Source organism: Novosphingobium fuchskuhlense (assembly GCF_001519075.1).
GTDB classification, from domain to species: Bacteria; Pseudomonadota; Alphaproteobacteria; order Sphingomonadales; family Sphingomonadaceae; genus Novosphingobium; species Novosphingobium fuchskuhlense.
Window position 1 is genome coordinate 385,171 of the sequence record NZ_KQ954245.1, and the last position, 14,953, is coordinate 400,123.

The window sequence follows — 14,953 nt, forward strand, 5'->3', positions numbered from 1 at the left end:
TGCCGACCCGCTCATGCCGGACCTCTCCGAAGCCGATGCCGCGAACGAACTGATGCGCCTTGCCCGCCAGATCGCGCGCCACGACCGGCTTTATCACGCCGACGATGCGCCCGAGATCAGCGATGCCGAATACGATGCGCTCGTGCGCCGCAACGCCCAGCTTGAGGCCGCCTTTCCTCACCTGATCCGTGCCGACAGCCCGAGCCGCAAGGTGGGGCATGAAGTCGCTGCCTCGCCGCTGGGCAAGGTGGCCCATGAAGTTCGCATGATGAGCCTCGACAACGCGTTCTCGGACGAGGAAGTCGAGGAGTTCGTCGCGCGGGTCCGGCGCTTCCTCGCGCTGCCCGTGGATGCCGAGGTGGTGATGACGGCCGAGGACAAGATCGACGGCCTGTCCTGCTCGCTGCGCTACGAAGGGGGCCGGCTCGTGCGCGCCGCCACGCGCGGTGACGGGCAGGTGGGCGAGGACGTGACCGCCAATGTCGCCCACATTCGCGATATCCCGCAGGTCCTCTCCGGCGATGCCCCCGCCGTGTTCGAGATCCGGGGCGAGGTCTATATGGCCAAGGCCGATTTCGCCGCCTTGAACACCGCGCAGGAGGAGAAGGGCGAGAAGCTCTTCGCCAATCCGCGCAATGCCGCGGCGGGATCGCTGCGCCAGAAGGACGCCTCTGTCACGGCGAGCCGCCCCTTGCGCTTCCTTGCCCATGGCTGGGGCGCGGCGAGCGCTGTGCCGGGCGAGGCGCAGTTCGATGTGATGCGGCAGATTGCCGCATGGGGTCTGCCGGTTTCGCCGCTTCTGGTGCGCTGCCGCTCGGTCGAGGCGATGGTCGCGCATTTCCGGGAGATCGGTGTGCAGCGGCCGGGGCTCCCGTATGATATCGATGGCGTGGTCTACAAGGTCGACCGGCTCGACTGGCAGGAGCGGCTCGGCTTCGTTGCCAAGGCGCCGCGCTGGGGCCTCGCGCGCAAGTTCCCTGCCGAGCGCGCCGAGACGGTGATCGAGGCGATTGATATCCAGGTCGGGCGCACCGGCAAGCTGACGCCCGTTGGCCGTTTGCGTCCGGTGCTGGTCGGCGGCGTCACTGTCACCAATGTCACGCTCCACAACCGCGACGAGATCGGGCGGCTGGGTCTGCGCGTTGGCGACCGTATCGTGCTCCAGCGCGCGGGCGACGTGATCCCGCAGGTGGTCGATAACCTGACGCGCGAGGAACCGCGCGAGGCCTATGCGTTTCCGGATCACTGCCCGGAATGCCAGTCCGAAGCCGTGGCAGAGGAAGGCGAAGTCGATGTGCGCTGCACAGGCGGGCTGATCTGCCCGGCGCAGCGGGTCGAGCGGCTGCGGCACTTCGTCAGCCGGGGGGCGCTCGATATCGAGGGGCTGGGCGAGAAGACGATTGTCGAGTTCTTCGGCCTCGGCTGGCTGGAAAGCCCCGCCGACATTTTCCGCCTCCACCAGCGCCGCAGCGAGATTGTCGGGCGCGAGGGGTGGAAGGACAAGTCTGTGGACAACCTGTTGGCAGCGATCGAGGCCAAGCGAAGCCCCGATGCCGCGCGGCTGCTGTTCGGGCTCGGCATCCGCCATGTCGGCGCGGTGACGGCGCGCGATCTGATGAAGCGGTTCACCACGCTGCCGGCGCTGCGCGCTGTGGCGGAGCAGGCCAAGGCCGAAGACATCGAGGCGGCGGCGGAATTGCTCGGGATCGAGGGCGTCGGCCCGGTGGTTGTCGAGGCGCTCGGCGATTTCTTCCACGAGCCGCACAACATCGCGGTCTGGGAGGATCTGCTCTCCGAAGTCGCTCCGCCAGACTACATCGTCGAAACCAGGGCCAGCGCGGTTGCGGGCAAAACGGTCGTCTTCACCGGCAAGCTCGAGACGATGAGCCGCGACGAGGCCAAGGCGCAGGCCGAGGCGCTGGGTGCGCGGGCGGCGGGCTCGGTTTCGGCCAAGACCGATCTGGTCGTGGCCGGGCCGGGCGCGGGCTCGAAGCTCAAGCAGGCCGCCGCGCTCGGTATCGAAGTGATCGACGAGGCGGCCTGGGCCGACATCGTCAAGGCGGCGGGATAGGGGACGGTCTATGCTTCTGATGATGGCTGCGGCTGCACTGATGACATCCACCCCGACCGAAGCGCGGGTGCGCCGCGAACTCCACGCGGCACCGCGCCCTCTGCGGGCGTTCCTGGTACGGCGCGCCGGATGCAACCACTGGGGCGGCGAGGAAGGCTATGATGCCGAGCGCGCGGCCCAGATCACTGATGCGGCGCGCAAACTGCGCTGCGACCGCATCGAAGCCGATGAAAAGCGCATCAAGCGCCAGTACGCCAAGTCGCGCCGCGTGCGCTGGCTGCTCGCTGCAACCCGCGATTGGGACACCTTGCCATGACCTTTGAAGACCTTGCCCCGATCGGCATCGAAGCCGGAAAACTCCTCAAGGCGAAAGGCCAGTCGGTTGCCGTTGTCGATGGCGCGACCGGAGGGCTGATATCCGCCGCGCTGCTCGCGATGCCGGGGGCCTCGGCCTACTACCGCGGCGGCGGTGTCATCTACACGCTGAAAGGCCGCCGCATGGTGCTGGGGCACGAACCCGGCAGCTTGCGCGGGCTGACGTCTGCAACCGAAGCCTATGCCCTCGCGCAGGCGCGCCTCATCCGGACACGCTATGAAAGCGACTGGGGCGTGGCGGAAACCGGAGCGGCGGGGCCCGGTGTCCATCCGCTCGGCGTCGCCTCCGGCACCAGCGCAGCGGCGGTGGTCGGGCCGGATTATGAAGCGGCGCTGGTGATCGAGACGGGCCATGACGACCGCCTCGCCAACATGATCGCCTTCACCCGCAATGCACTCCAGCTTCTCGTCAGCGGCCTGAACGCCGCCTGAGCCACAGGATCGACCAGTTGCCGCGGCTCATCCGTGCGCGCAGCGAAAAGCCGGCGCGGGTGTAGGCGCTGCGAACGGTCCGCTCCTGCGCCGTCAGCAGTCCGGCCAGCAGAACGCTCCCGCCCGGTGCCACGGCCTTGCGGAAATCGGGCGCCAGTTCGGCCAATGGTCCCGCCAGAATATTGGCGATGAGCAGATCATAGGGCGCGGCGGCACGCAGCAGCGGATGCTCCATGCCCGGCGCGATCACCATCGCGAGCTTGCCGGGACCATCACCCAAGGCGATGCCGTTCAGCGCCGCATTCTCCGCCACGACCGGCCCGCAGACCGCATCGATATCGCTCGCCGTCGCGCGTGCGCGCGGCCACAGATGCAGCGCTGCAAAGGCGAGCAGGCCCGTGCCCGTGCCGATATCGGCAAGGTTGCGCACCATGAGGCCTTGCGCCTTGATATGCGCAAGCATCGCGAGGCAGCCCGAAGTCGTCTCGTGGTGTCCGGTGCCGAAGGCCTGGCTGGCCGGAATCACGAAGTCCCGCAGGCCGGGCACCGGCGGATGGTCCGGGGTACGGACATGGAATGGCCCTTCGGTGAAGGGTTCGACATTGTGCTGGCTGAGCGTAACCCAGTCGGCATCAGCCAGTTCCTCGATGATCAGCTTCGGCGCGCCATCGGCAAACAGCGCCGCGATGGCGGCCTTGTCTGCAGCGGTTGGCTTGCGCTCCAGCCATGCTTCGAGCTGCCATGCATCGGGCTGCGCAGGATCGCTCTGCCCGCCGCCGAGCACGATGGAGAAATCCCAGTCCTCGGCATCTTCATGCGCCAGAAGCGCGGCGCGCACCACGTCAGCCCGGGCGCGGATGGTGATCTTCCAGCTCACTTCGCGGTTTCCTTCGCCAGTTGGGCATCGAGCCCCTTGCGGCCCTTGGCGGCGTAGGCGCGGCAGGCGTCCTGCGGCGCAAGCGGCTCCTGGCCCTGCATCCGCTCGAACAGGTTGCTCACCGAGGGGTGCGGCGTCACCAGAATGCCGCAGCGCCGGGCCGCGATGGCCGCGAAAGTGCGGCGGAACCGGGCGACGACCTCGGGATGATCGGTGAAGCGATAGGGCGGGGCGGCCAGCGCGGAAATGCTGTCGACATAGCTCACCGTGCGGCAACGCTTGTCGGCGCAGCTTTGCCAGCTCCAGCTGGTCGAGCCGGTGGTATGTCCCGGCGTTGCCGACATGACGAGCCGCACGGGGCCGACCCGGATGACCGAGCCCGGCGTGACGATGCGGTCGGTCTTAACCGGCGCGAAGGGGTGGTCCTTGAGCACGCCGAACTGCGAATCTGCGGGATCGGGTGCGCCGGTCTGGGCAATCCGCGCCGCGGGGGCGCTGAGTGCGACCCTGGCGCCGGTCGCCTTCTGCAGGGCCGCGAGCCCGCCGACATGGTCGAAATGCTCGTGGCTGCTCACGATCCAGCGGATATCCTCCGGCCGGAAACCCAGCGCGCGGATATTGGCAAGAATCGCGGGAACCGCCTGATCGGTTGCGCTGTCGACCAGAACATGGCCCTGCGGCGAGGTCACCAGCAGGACGCTGACCGTGCATGTGCCGACATAGAACGTGTTGCCATAAAGCCGGGCGGGTGGGGCGGGGGCGGAGAAGTCCTCCGTATCGCCGCACTGCTTGACCAGCGCCTGCGTGGCCGCACGGTCCGGTCCGGCGGAGGCGGGCCTCGCGTGAACGACGGCCGGGGCCAGCGCGAGCGCCAGCGCGGCGAGCGCCCTAGCGGACAAAGCTGGCTCCATTGGCGTCGATCACCGCGCCCGTCATGCTTGGCGGCGCATCGAGCGCGCAGAACACGCCGATGGCGGCGATTTCCTCCGGCGTTGCCACTCGGCCCAGCGGAATGTCGGCAAGCAGGCCCGCGCCGCCGCGGCTTGCAAGGTAATCCCCCGCCATGTCCGTATCGGTGAAGCCCGGTGTCACCGCAAAGCTCAGGATCCCTTGCGCGGCATATCCGCGTGCGATGGTCTTGTGCATCGCGATCATCCCGCCCTTGGCCGCAGCATAGTGCCAGTGCGCAGGCGAATCTCCCCGGTAGGCCGCCCGGCTCGCCACATGGACAAACCGTCCGCCCACACCGCGCGCCTGCCAGTGGCGGACGGCAAGGCGTGAGAGTTGTGCGGCAGAAGTCAGATTGATCCGTAGCGTCTCTTCCCAGCCATCCAGCCAGGCGATGTCCGAGCTGTCGATGGGATTGGCGGCAAAAAGACCGGCATTGTTGACCAGAATGTCGATGGCACCACCCGCGGCCGCCAGCGCTTCCTCCCACAGCATTTCCGCCGCCGCCGGTTCGCCAAGGTCTGCGCCGAGGATGCCCGGAGCAGCCTTGCGGCCATGGCGGATGACGGCGGCCCCGCGCGCGGCCAGCGCGTCTGCAAGGGTGGCTCCGATGCCCCGGGTCGAGCCGGTGACAAGAATGACAGGTGCTTTCATGATCCCGCGCTCTACCAGTGATTGGGGCCGCTGCAACAGGGCCAGAAACATGGCACGCGCGATTGCCCTACCGCGACGGTTGCACCGGACCACTTTTGGGCTAATACGAATCGCGATCACGCCGTGCTTCAAAGGCATGGCATTTTTGGCTAATTATTTGAGGGGGTTCTATGGCGCAGGCGCGCGGGCCACGGCCACTTTCGCCGCATCTCGAAATCTGGCGCTGGGGTCCGGCGATGCTGGTCTCCATCCTGCACCGCATCACCGGCAACGGCCTGGCGTTTGCCGGCCTCGGCCTGCTGCTGTGGTGGGTAGGTGCGCTTGCGGGTGGTCCGGCCAGCTACCAGACCTTTCTCGACTGGGTCTGGCTCGCGCCGACGCCAGGCCTGCAGAGCGTCACCGCCATTCTCGGCAAGATCGTCCTCGTCGGCCTGACCTGGGCCTTCTTCCAGCACATGGCTACCGGCATCCGCCACTTCGTGCTCGATATCGGTGCTGGCTACGAGCTTGAGGCCAATGCCCGTTGGTCTTCGCTGACGATCCTGTTCTCGGTCGCCGCCACCAGCGTGTTCTGGGCCTTCGTGCTGCTGCGCTGATCCATTCCACCGATCCTGCGATCCATACCCTTTCAAGGACATCTCATGGGTAACGGTACTTCCATCGGCCGCGTGCGTGGCCTCGGCTCCAGCCACCAGGGCACGCACCACTGGCTGAGCCAGCGTCTCACGGCGGTCGGCAATCTCGTGCTGATTCCGTTCCTGATGATCAGCCTCGCGCTCATGCCCGCGCATGACTATGCGACGATCCACTCCTGGGCGGCCAAACCCCTGCCGGCCACCGCGCTTATCCTTATCATGATCAACACCTTCCAGCACGCGCGCATGGGCGTGCAGGTCATGCTGGAAGACTACATCCACGAAGAGGGCGGCAAGATCGCCGCCTGGCTTCTCGTCAACATCCTGCCGTTCGCGGGCGCTGCCTATGGCATCGTCTCGGTCGTGCGCATCGCTCTCGGGGGCGCCTGAGCCATGGCTTCTAATCCTGCCTACAAAATCATCGACCACACCTACGATACCGTTGTCGTCGGGGCCGGCGGTTCGGGCCTGCGCGCCACGATGGGTTCGGCCCAGGCCGGCCTGCGCACCGCCTGCATCACCAAGGTCTTCCCGACCCGCTCGCACACTGTCGCGGCGCAGGGCGGCATCGCCGCCAGCCTCGGCAACAACAGCCCGGACCACTGGACCTGGCACATGTACGATACCGTCAAGGGCTCCGACTGGCTCGGCGACCAGGACGCGATCGAGTACATGGTGCGCGAGGCCCCGGCCGCGGTTTACGAACTGGAGCACGCCGGCGTTCCCTTCAGCCGCAACGCCGAAGGCACGATCTACCAGCGGCCGTTCGGCGGCCACATGCAGAACATGGGCGAGGGCCCGCCGGTCCAGCGCACGTGCGCGGCGGCGGACCGCACCGGCCACGCCATGCTTCACGCGCTCTATCAGCAGAGCCTGAAGTACGATGCGGACTTCTTCATCGAATACTTCGCGATCGACCTGATCATGGAGCCCGGCGCGAACGGCGTGCCCGAATGCCGCGGCGTGATCGCCATGTGCATGGACGATGGCTCGATCCACCGCTTCCGCAGCCATGCCGTGGTGCTCGCGACGGGCGGTTATGGACGCTGCTATTTCACCGCGACTTCGGCGCACACCTGCACAGGTGACGGCGGCGGTATGGTCCTGCGCGCAGGCCTGCCTCTGCAGGACATGGAGTTCGTGCAGTTTCACCCGACCGGCATCTACGGCGCGGGCGTGCTCATCACCGAAGGTGCGCGCGGCGAGGGCGGGTATCTAACCAACTCCGAGGGCGAGCGCTTCATGGAGCGCTATGCGCCGTCCGCGAAGGATCTTGCCAGCCGTGACGTCGTCAGCCGTTCGATGGCGCTGGAAATCCGCGAAGGTCGTGGCGTGGGTCCGCACAAGGACCATATCTACCTCCACCTCGATCATATCGACGCCAAGGTGCTGGCCGAGCGCCTGCCGGGTATCACCGAAAGCGGCAAGATCTTCGCGGGCGTCGATCTGACGCGCCAGCCGCTCCCGGTCGTGCCGACCGTCCACTACAACATGGGCGGCATCCCTTGTAATTACCACGGCGAAGTCGTGACGATCGGGCCGGATGGCAATCCGGAAACCGTTGTCCCCGGCCTCTTCGCGGTGGGTGAAGCAGCCTGCGTTTCGGTCCACGGTGCGAACCGTCTGGGCTCCAACTCGCTGATCGACCTCGTGGTGTTCGGCCGCGCCACCGGCCTGCGCCTGAAGGAGATCATCAAGCCCGGCTCGTCGCACAAGGCCCTGCCCAAGGACAGCGCCGACATGGCGCTGACCCGCATCGACACGTTCCGCCATGCCAACGGCGGCTCGCCCACGGCGCAGGTCCGCATCGAGATGCAGCGCACGATGTCGGCCCACGCGGCGGTCTTCCGCACCGACGAACTGATGTCCGAAGGCAAGACCAAGCTCGCTGCGACGTATGAGCGCATGGCGGACATCAAGGTTTCGGACCGCTCGCTGATCTGGAACTCGGACCTGATCGAGACGCTCGAACTCGACAACCTGATCGCGCAGGCGTCGGTGACGATGCATTCGGCCAGCAATCGCAAGGAAAGCCGCGGCGCCCATGCGCACGAGGACTTCCCCGATCGCAACGATGGCGAGTGGATGAAGCACACCGTCAGCTGGTTTGATGGCTGGGGCGGCAAGAGCGGCCATGTGCGGCTCGATTACCGTCCGGTCCACGAATACACGCTGACGGACGACGTCGAGTACATCAAGCCCAAGAAGCGCGTGTACTGAGCATGTCCGCGCCGATCGGGATTGGGCGCGGAACGGGACTGCTGATGGCCGGGCTTGCCTTCATGGCGGGTCCGGCCCTTGCCGTTCCGCCGCCCGAGGCGCGCGCCTATCCCGATCCGCTGGAAGCGGGTTGGAAGGGCAAACCCGTCTGCGTGGTCCTTGAGGACAATGCGAAACTGCGCACCTTGCGCTGCACCTTTCCGCCCGGCGTGGGGCATGAGCGCCATCGCCATGCACCGCACTGGGGCTATATCCTCAAGGGTTCGACCATGCGGATCACCACGGCAAGCGGGACGGTGGTGCGCCACCTCAAGGCAGGCGACAGCTGGTGGAGTGACGGGATCAGCTGGCACGAGGGGCGCAATATCGGCCGCACCACCGGGGTCTACCTGATCGTCGAACCCAAGACCTGAGCCTCGCGCCGCGGGTGGCGCACGTTGTTCGGCGGACTCCAATCAGCGGTGGGCCGAAGAGGAGCGGACGGTTCCTCCTGAAAACTGCACGGTGTCCTCTCGGCTTGCGCGCGGAGCATGACGCAGGCCGCGCTCGACAAGGCCGTGCGTTTGTCGGGCCAGTCCTGACACAAGATTTCCCGTTCAGCGGTGGTGGCGGCGGTAGACCTTCCGGCTGCTGCGCATGCGCTTTGGTGCGCCGGGTTCAGCCTGCGGAGTTTCAATGCCGGTCGCGGTCGAGGCACGAATTGCTGCCACCTGTGCGGCTGTTGCCGACCGCGCCGGATAGCGGCAGCCGCGGGCCTGGCCGTAGCCCTTGATGAAGGCCCGGCGCACAGCTCCGGCGTAGAGTGCCACCTGCCATAGCCGTTCGCTGGCGGCCGCACCGGAGACTTCACGGATCACGCCGCCAAACGGGATGAAGCTGGAGATCACCGATCTGGCCACGCTTCCGACCGTGTTGCCGCGCTTCTCGTCTCTCGTCTTTTCGACCGCAACGTCGATATCATCGCCCAGCGCCGCATCCAGTCTGCCGATTTCTGCCTGCATTGCGGGGCATGATCTGAGGCCGGTGAGGCTATAAGGATCCTCGCGCGCGGACACGAGGATCGGAGGGATGTTCTTCTTCTTGATGTTGAGCTCACTGAGCGGCGCGGTGACGACATCGCCGGCCGTAACATTGGATGGAGCAACGACCGTCTGCGCCATCAAGGAAGGCGCGGCGGCGGATACGGCTGCGCCGAGAAGCAGCGTGATGACAAAGCGGCAGGTCTTCATGTTTCTGTTCCGTTCTGCGCTCCCCTACACCCTTAATCGCAACCAACCGCATCAATTCGATTCGCTGCCGGCAGCGCGGAAGGTATCGCAGGCGTCCTCGTTGCCGGTTTCCAGCCCCTTGCGCAGCCAGGCCATGCGCTGGGCGCTGCTGCCGTGGGTGAACGCGGCTTCGACCGGGGTCCGTCCGGCGGACGCCATCAGCGTATCATCACCGATCTGGTGGGCGGCGCGCAGGCCTTCCTCGATATCGCCGGGATCGATCCGGTCCTTGTTGCGGGCGGCCCAGACGCCGGCATAGCAATCGGCCTGCAGCTCGAGCTTCACGGAAAGCCGGTTGGCCATCGGTGGATTGCGGCGCTGCGCCTCGCTCACCTGCTCCGACGTGCCGATCAGGTTCTGCACATGATGGCCATATTCGTGCGCCATCACGTAGGCCCGCGCGAAATCGCCTCCAGCTCCGAGCTGCTTGTCCATCTCCGTGTAGAAATCGGTGTCGATGTAGATGCCCTGATCAGCAGGACAGTAGAACGGCCCCATCGCGCTCTGTGCCTCGCCGCAGCCGGATTGCCCCTCGCGCGAGTAGAACACCAGCTTGGGTGCCTTGAAGCCGATCCCGGCTTGCTGGAACAGCGGTGCCCAGGTCTTGTTGAGTGAGGCCAGCGCATTGCAGCTTTCATGGCTGAAGGCGTTGACGTTGCAGCTTTCCGCAACGCTTCCCGGCCTGCCAGGCAAGACCTGAGGTGCCGACGAGCCCTGAAGGTTCTGGAGCGCCCCCAGCGTCTGCAGCGGATTGATGCCGAAGACGAGCGCACCGATCAGCGCGATCACGATGCTCCCGCAACCGACGCGTCCACGCGTGCCGCCGAAAGAGAGGCCGCCACCGCCGCCGCGCTGGTCCTCGACATCAATTGAATTGTCGAAATCATCGAGCCGCATCGCCCGGTACTCCTGTTGCCGCACCGGATGTCGAGCATGCGGCTGCCGCCTGCAAGAGCATTATGTGCTGAATAGGGAACTTGCGCAGGTGCGTTGCATTTGCCAGCAAGGTGGGTGCGCCGGGCCGCTCGGGGATAGCGATGAGTCGTTGTGGGTAAGCCACTTGCCATGATCTTTCCCACCCGGCCTCCCATCCGGTTCCGGCAGCGCAGGCGATTGGCAAAACTGTTTTTTGCCCTTCTTGCGCTCGTGCCGATGGGAGCGCTGGCGGCCGGTCCATCCAAGCGACAGCAGGTTCAGATCGAGGCCCAACTGCGTCAGCATGTTACCACGCTCGCCAGCGAAGAATACGGCGGCCGCGAACCAGGCACGCCCAGCGAGACGCTGACGCTGCGATACCTTGCGCGCCAGTGGTTCGATATCGGGCTGGAATCGGGCACCAACGATCCCGGCAACGCCTGGTTTGCCCCGGTCGAACTCGTCGAGCGCGAGCCGCAGGGGTCGCGGGCCCAGTTCTTCCATGGCAAGCGGCGTGTCCCCGTGGCCGATGGCGGCTTCTTTGTGGTGACGTCGGGCCTGCGCAGCCTCATCGAGAACGCACCGCTGGTGTACGTCGGCAAGAGCCTGGGCGGTGATGGCGCGCGGACCGAACTTGCCGGACGGGTCGCGGTGATCCTCGATAGCGAAGCCAAACCGGAACCCGTCAAAGGTGCGGGCAGTGCCGGCGCGCCGCCTGGCTTGGACCGGGCGGGCAAGCTGCTTGAAAGCGGTGCGGCGGCGGTCCTGACGGTGCTTGACGGCGAACGTACGCTCGATGGTGTAATCGCGCGCCGCCGCCGCGCCGGATATGCGCTTTCCGGCGAGCGGATCGGCGGCGACATCGAGGTGTTCGTTTCAGCCGATGCAGCGCGCCAGATGTTCGCGGCGGCCGGGGCGCCTGATCTTGCCGCCTTGCGCGCGGCTGGCGCGGCACCCGGTTTCAGCGCCAGACCGCTCGGCATTGCCGGATCGTTCGAGGCCACCAACCGCGAGACGCGGATCAAGACGCACAACCTCATCGGGAAGCTGGAAGGTCGTCGACCGGGTTCGGGCGCGCTCGTGCTGATGGCGCACTGGGACCACTTCGGCAAATGCGCGGCGCCGCCTGCGGAAAAGCAGATCTGCCCCGGCGCGGTCGACAACGCCTCCGGGCTAGCTGTCCTCACCGAAGTCGCGCGATTGCTGTCTGCTGGCAAACAGCTCGATCGTGATGTCTACTTTGTCGCCACAACCGGCGAGGAACTCGGTCTGCTTGGCGCTCTCGCCTTTACCGAGAATCCGCCGCTGCCGCTGAACACTGTCGTCGCCGCTTTCAATGTTGACAGCACCGGCCTTGTCCCGGCGGGCCTGCCGGTGAGCGTGGTGGGGCAGGGGTTGACCCCACTTGATCCGGGTATTGCCAAAGTCCTCAAGGCGATGAAGCGCAAGCTCGCGCCCGGAGAAGCGGCCAATGCCTTTGCGCGGCGACAGGACAGCTGGGCCCTTATGCAGCACGATGTGCCCGCAGTCATGGTGAGCACCAGCTATTCCGACCCGACAAGGCTCGAGTTCTTCATGGATAACATCTATCACCGCCCGTATGATGAAGCTGCGCGGGTGATCTACGGCGGGATGGTCGACGACGTGCTGATTCAGACCGAACTGTTGCGCTTCTTTGCCGATACAAAGGCCTGGCCCGCCGCAGGACGGGGGCAAGGCAGGGCTCCCGTAGCGGCCGCTGGTGCAAAGTAGGCCGAGGGCCCTAGCCTAAGCCGCCCGGCTTGATTACATGGGCCGCCACGATTCGTCCCCCTTACGCAAGTGGCGCAACCCATGGATATCCCTCTCGGCCTGACCTTTGACGACGTTCTGCTGCGCCCCGGCGCATCGGACATGGTGCCGACGCAGGCGGATACGCGCACCCGGCTGACCAGCTCGATCACGCTCAACATCCCGGTCATCTCGGCCGCGATGGATACCGTGACGGAAGCCGATATGGCGATCGTGATGGCCCAGCTTGGCGGCATCGGCGTGCTCCACCGGAACCTTACCGTCGAGCAGCAGTCCGCTGCCGTGCGCGCGGTCAAGCGCTTTGAAAGCGGCATGGTGGTGAACCCGATCACTGTCACCCCCGATGCCACGCTGGGCGATGCGCAGGCGATCATGCGCGCCAACAAGATCAGCGGCATCCCGGTCGTCGAGGCCAGCGGCAAGCTCGTCGGTATCCTCACCAACCGCGACGTGCGCTTCGCCGACAATCCCGCGCAGCCCGTGCACGAGCTGATGACGCACGACAATCTCGCCACCGTCAAGCTCGGCACTTCGGGTGACGAGGCGCGCCGCTTGCTCCACCAGCGCCGGATCGAGAAGCTGCTGGTGGTCGATGATGCCTTCCGCTGCATCGGCCTCATCACCGTCAAGGATATCGAGAAGGCGGTTACCTATCCGGACGCCACCAAGGATGCGAGCGGACGCCTGCGCGTCGCCGCCGCGACCACGGTCGGGGAAAAGGGCCTCGAGCGCACCCGCGCGCTGGTCGAGGCGGAATGCGACGTGATCATCATCGATACCGCGCACGGCCATAACCGCGATGTCGCCCGTGCGGTCGAAGCGGTGAAGGCGATGTCCAATACCGTGCAGGTGATCGCGGGCAACGTCGCCACCGCTGAAGCCACGCGCGCACTGATCGACGCCGGTGCCGACGGCGTGAAGATCGGCATCGGCCCCGGCTCGATCTGCACCACGCGCATCGTTGCCGGTGTCGGCGTGCCGCAGCTGACGGCAGTGCTGGAATGTGCGGCGGAAGCGGCAAAGTCGGGCGTGCCGGTGATCGCCGATGGCGGTCTGCGCACGTCGGGCGATGCGGCCAAGGCGCTGGCGGCAGGGGCGAGCACGATCATGGTCGGCTCGATGCTGGCCGGGACCGAGGAAGCGCCGGGCGAGACGTTCCTCTATCAGGGCCGCGCCTACAAGTCGTACCGCGGCATGGGCTCGGTCGGTGCGATGGCCCGCGGCTCGGCCGACCGCTACTTCCAGCAGGACATTAAGGATTCGATGAAGCTGGTGCCCGAAGGCATCGAAGGCCAGGTGCCCTACAAGGGGCCGGCAAAGGACGTCGTTCACCAGCTCGTCGGCGGTATCAAGGCCGCGATGGGCTACACCGGCAGCCCGACACTCGAAGCGCTGCGGGAGAACGCGCGGTTCGTGCGCATCACCAATGCGGGCCTGCGCGAGAGCCATGTCCATGACGTTTCGATCACGCGCGAGGCGCCGAACTATCCCTCGCGCTGAGTTCTCCGCATGACCCCCGCGGCGCGGGTGCAATCGGCGATAGAGGTGCTCGACGCGGTGATTGCCGCCGCGCGGCGCGAAGGTGCATCGGCCGAGCGGATCACGGCCGATTGGCTGAAGGCGCGCCGCTTCATCGGCTCCAAGGACCGCCGTGCGATCCGCGATCTGGCCTGGTCTGCGATCCGCTTGTGCGGGGAAGTCCCGGAAACCGGGCGTGCGGCCATGCTGGCAGTGGCCCGGTGTGATCCGGCCCTTGCCGCCTTGTTCGACGGGTCGAAATATGGTCCCGCGCCCATTGGGGAGGATGAGCCGGTCGCGGCGGCGGGCCTTGCGCCCGCGTGGCTTGAGGAGCGGCTCGCCGCGTCGGGAATTTCGCGCGAACAGGGTGCTGCCTTGCTTGACCGCGCACCGCTCGACCTGCGCGCCAACCGGCTGAAGACGACGCGCGACCGGCTCGCCGCAGTGCTGCCGGTGGCGGCGCAGACGACACAGGCCCCCGATGCGCTCCGGCTTCCTGCCGGAACGCCGGTCGAAACCTGGCCGGAATTCGCCGAGGGCCTGTTCGAGGTGCAGGACACCGGCAGCCAGCTGACCTGCAGCGCGCTTGACGTCCGGCCCGGCGAGGCCGTGGTCGATCTCTGCGCCGGAGCCGGCGGAAAGACGCTGGCGCTTGCCGCCGCCCTGCAGGGCGAAGGTCACCTGCTCGCTTGCGATATCGACCGCCCGCGCCTCTCGCGTCTCGCGCCGCGCGCCGCGCGCGCCGCCGCGCGCGTCGAGACCCGGTTGCTCGATCCCGGCCGCGAGGCGGCGGCTCTGACAGACTGGCAGGGCCGCACCGATGCGGTGATGATCGATGCGCCGTGCTCGGGCACCGGCACCTGGCGGCGCGGGCCCGAAGCGCGCTGGCGGCTCACGTCGCAAGCTCTTGCCCGCTATACCCGCACGCAGGCTGACGTGCTGCGGATCGGCGCCGGATTGGTGCGCCCCGGCGGCCGCCTGACCTACGTGGTCTGCTCGCTGCTCGATGTCGAAGGTCCCGAGGTGGTTGCCGCGTTTCTGGCGGCTAACCCTGGCTGGCGGGTTGCCGATCAGCAGGTGGGGGCGGGGACCCCGCGCGGCGCCGGCTGCAGGCTTACCCCTTGGGACGATTCGACGGACGGGTTTTTCTTCGCAACACTCCACCGGCTATGATAGGCAACACGATCATGGATGCCGGGGGACCACGTGTGCCGCATGGCCGGCTCTGGGAGTTGTTGATGCGCTACAT

At 66.8% G+C, this 14,953-nt stretch carries 15 protein-coding genes; 10 read left to right on the top strand and 5 right to left on the bottom strand.

The window, feature by feature from the left end:
• Positions 1-13 precede the first annotated feature (13 nt).
• From ligA to AQZ52_RS11625, 3 genes are read left to right on the top strand one after another with little or no spacing between them, the layout of a single operon-like run.
• Positions 14-2,071 carry an NAD-dependent DNA ligase LigA gene (ligA, locus tag AQZ52_RS11615; RefSeq protein WP_067912074.1) on the top strand — a complete coding sequence of 686 codons (2,058 nt, stop codon included), beginning with the start codon at positions 14-16 and terminating at the stop codon, positions 2,069-2,071.
• Positions 2,072-2,081: 10 nt separating this feature from the next.
• The gene (locus AQZ52_RS11620) at positions 2,082-2,387 is read left to right on the top strand and encodes a hypothetical protein (protein WP_067910759.1); all 306 of its coding nucleotides are present in this window, start codon (positions 2,082-2,084) and stop codon (positions 2,385-2,387) included.
• Positions 2,384-2,878, top strand: coding sequence for a CinA family protein (locus AQZ52_RS11625; protein WP_067910762.1), 495 nt, complete (start codon positions 2,384-2,386; stop codon positions 2,876-2,878). The genes AQZ52_RS11620 and AQZ52_RS11625 overlap by 4 nt, the downstream gene beginning before the upstream one ends.
• On the opposite strand, the gene AQZ52_RS11630 is transcribed toward AQZ52_RS11625, so the two are convergent.
• From AQZ52_RS11630 to AQZ52_RS11640, 3 genes are read right to left on the bottom strand one after another with little or no spacing between them, the layout of a single operon-like run.
• Entirely contained in the window at positions 2,856-3,755 is a 900-nt protein-coding gene (locus tag AQZ52_RS11630; RefSeq protein WP_067910766.1) for a 50S ribosomal protein L11 methyltransferase, read from the bottom strand. The two genes, AQZ52_RS11625 and AQZ52_RS11630, sit on opposite strands and share 23 nt — an antisense overlap.
• Complete coding sequence (gene bla / locus AQZ52_RS11635; RefSeq protein ID WP_240481609.1) at positions 3,752-4,654, bottom strand: subclass B3 metallo-beta-lactamase; 903 nt, start codon at positions 4,652-4,654, stop codon at positions 3,752-3,754. The genes AQZ52_RS11630 and bla overlap by 4 nt, the downstream gene beginning before the upstream one ends.
• Positions 4,644-5,357, bottom strand: a complete 714-nt coding sequence (locus AQZ52_RS11640) for an SDR family NAD(P)-dependent oxidoreductase (RefSeq protein WP_067912075.1) — start codon at positions 5,355-5,357, stop codon at positions 4,644-4,646. The genes bla and AQZ52_RS11640 overlap by 11 nt, the downstream gene beginning before the upstream one ends.
• Positions 5,358-5,527: 170 nt before the next feature.
• Between AQZ52_RS11640 and sdhC the strand changes: the two genes are divergently transcribed.
• Genes sdhC through AQZ52_RS11660 form a run of 4 tightly spaced genes read left to right on the top strand, consistent with a single transcriptional unit; the run spans position 5,528 to position 8,625 of the window.
• A complete protein-coding gene (sdhC, locus tag AQZ52_RS11645) occupies positions 5,528-5,953 on the top strand; it encodes a succinate dehydrogenase, cytochrome b556 subunit (protein ID WP_067910772.1) in 426 nt (141 codons plus the stop codon).
• A gap of 45 nt (positions 5,954-5,998) precedes the next feature.
• On the top strand, positions 5,999-6,382 hold the full coding sequence (sdhD, locus tag AQZ52_RS11650) for a succinate dehydrogenase, hydrophobic membrane anchor protein (protein WP_067910774.1): 384 nt from the start codon (positions 5,999-6,001) through the stop codon (positions 6,380-6,382).
• A gap of 3 nt (positions 6,383-6,385) precedes the next feature.
• The gene (gene sdhA / locus AQZ52_RS11655) at positions 6,386-8,212 is read left to right on the top strand and encodes a succinate dehydrogenase flavoprotein subunit (protein ID WP_067910777.1); all 1,827 of its coding nucleotides are present in this window, start codon (positions 6,386-6,388) and stop codon (positions 8,210-8,212) included.
• A 44-nt stretch (positions 8,213-8,256) separates the two neighbouring features.
• Positions 8,257-8,625, top strand: a complete 369-nt coding sequence (locus AQZ52_RS11660) for a cupin domain-containing protein (RefSeq protein ID WP_169793743.1) — start codon at positions 8,257-8,259, stop codon at positions 8,623-8,625.
• Between the two features lie 183 nt (positions 8,626-8,808).
• Here the strand turns inward: AQZ52_RS11660 and AQZ52_RS11665 are convergent, their stop codons facing one another.
• Together AQZ52_RS11665 and ypfJ are read right to left on the bottom strand one after the other, a co-directional pair.
• A complete protein-coding gene (locus AQZ52_RS11665; RefSeq protein WP_205626472.1) occupies positions 8,809-9,441 on the bottom strand; it encodes a hypothetical protein in 633 nt (210 codons plus the stop codon).
• Positions 9,442-9,492: 51 nt separating this feature from the next.
• Positions 9,493-10,377 (bottom strand): KPN_02809 family neutral zinc metallopeptidase, encoded by an 885-nt coding sequence (ypfJ, locus tag AQZ52_RS11670; RefSeq protein ID WP_067910784.1) that lies wholly within the window; start codon positions 10,375-10,377, stop codon positions 9,493-9,495.
• A 216-nt stretch (positions 10,378-10,593) separates the two neighbouring features.
• Between ypfJ and AQZ52_RS11675 the strand changes: the two genes are divergently transcribed.
• From AQZ52_RS11675 to AQZ52_RS11685, 3 genes are all read left to right on the top strand, one after another.
• Positions 10,594-12,147 carry a M28 family metallopeptidase gene (locus AQZ52_RS11675; protein ID WP_240481610.1) on the top strand — a complete coding sequence of 518 codons (1,554 nt, stop codon included), beginning with the start codon at positions 10,594-10,596 and terminating at the stop codon, positions 12,145-12,147.
• 81 nt (positions 12,148-12,228) lie between these two features.
• Positions 12,229-13,686 carry an IMP dehydrogenase gene (guaB, locus tag AQZ52_RS11680; protein WP_067910786.1) on the top strand — a complete coding sequence of 486 codons (1,458 nt, stop codon included), beginning with the start codon at positions 12,229-12,231 and terminating at the stop codon, positions 13,684-13,686.
• Positions 13,687-13,695: 9 nt separating this feature from the next.
• The gene (locus tag AQZ52_RS11685) at positions 13,696-14,877 is read left to right on the top strand and encodes an RsmB/NOP family class I SAM-dependent RNA methyltransferase (RefSeq protein WP_067910789.1); all 1,182 of its coding nucleotides are present in this window, start codon (positions 13,696-13,698) and stop codon (positions 14,875-14,877) included.
• The last annotated feature ends 76 nt before the right edge of the window (positions 14,878-14,953 follow it).

Coding starts and splice junctions, on each gene's coding strand:
- ligA (WP_067912074.1), top strand. CDS start 14: ATGCCGGACCTCTCCGAAGCCGATGCCGCGAACGAACTGATGCGCCTT.
- AQZ52_RS11620 (WP_067910759.1), top strand. CDS start 2,082: ATGCTTCTGATGATGGCTGCGGCTGCACTGATGACATCCACCCCGACC.
- AQZ52_RS11625 (WP_067910762.1), top strand. CDS start 2,384: ATGACCTTTGAAGACCTTGCCCCGATCGGCATCGAAGCCGGAAAACTC.
- AQZ52_RS11640 (WP_067912075.1), bottom strand. CDS start 5,357: ATGAAAGCACCTGTCATTCTTGTCACCGGCTCGACCCGGGGCATCGGA.
- sdhC (WP_067910772.1), top strand. CDS start 5,528: ATGGCGCAGGCGCGCGGGCCACGGCCACTTTCGCCGCATCTCGAAATC.
- sdhD (WP_067910774.1), top strand. CDS start 5,999: ATGGGTAACGGTACTTCCATCGGCCGCGTGCGTGGCCTCGGCTCCAGC.
- sdhA (WP_067910777.1), top strand. CDS start 6,386: ATGGCTTCTAATCCTGCCTACAAAATCATCGACCACACCTACGATACC.
- AQZ52_RS11660 (WP_169793743.1), top strand. CDS start 8,257: ATGGCCGGGCTTGCCTTCATGGCGGGTCCGGCCCTTGCCGTTCCGCCG.
- AQZ52_RS11665 (WP_205626472.1), bottom strand. CDS start 9,441: ATGAAGACCTGCCGCTTTGTCATCACGCTGCTTCTCGGCGCAGCCGTA.
- ypfJ (WP_067910784.1), bottom strand. CDS start 10,377: ATGCGGCTCGATGATTTCGACAATTCAATTGATGTCGAGGACCAGCGC.
- guaB (WP_067910786.1), top strand. CDS start 12,229: ATGGATATCCCTCTCGGCCTGACCTTTGACGACGTTCTGCTGCGCCCC.
- AQZ52_RS11685 (WP_067910789.1), top strand. CDS start 13,696: ATGACCCCCGCGGCGCGGGTGCAATCGGCGATAGAGGTGCTCGACGCG.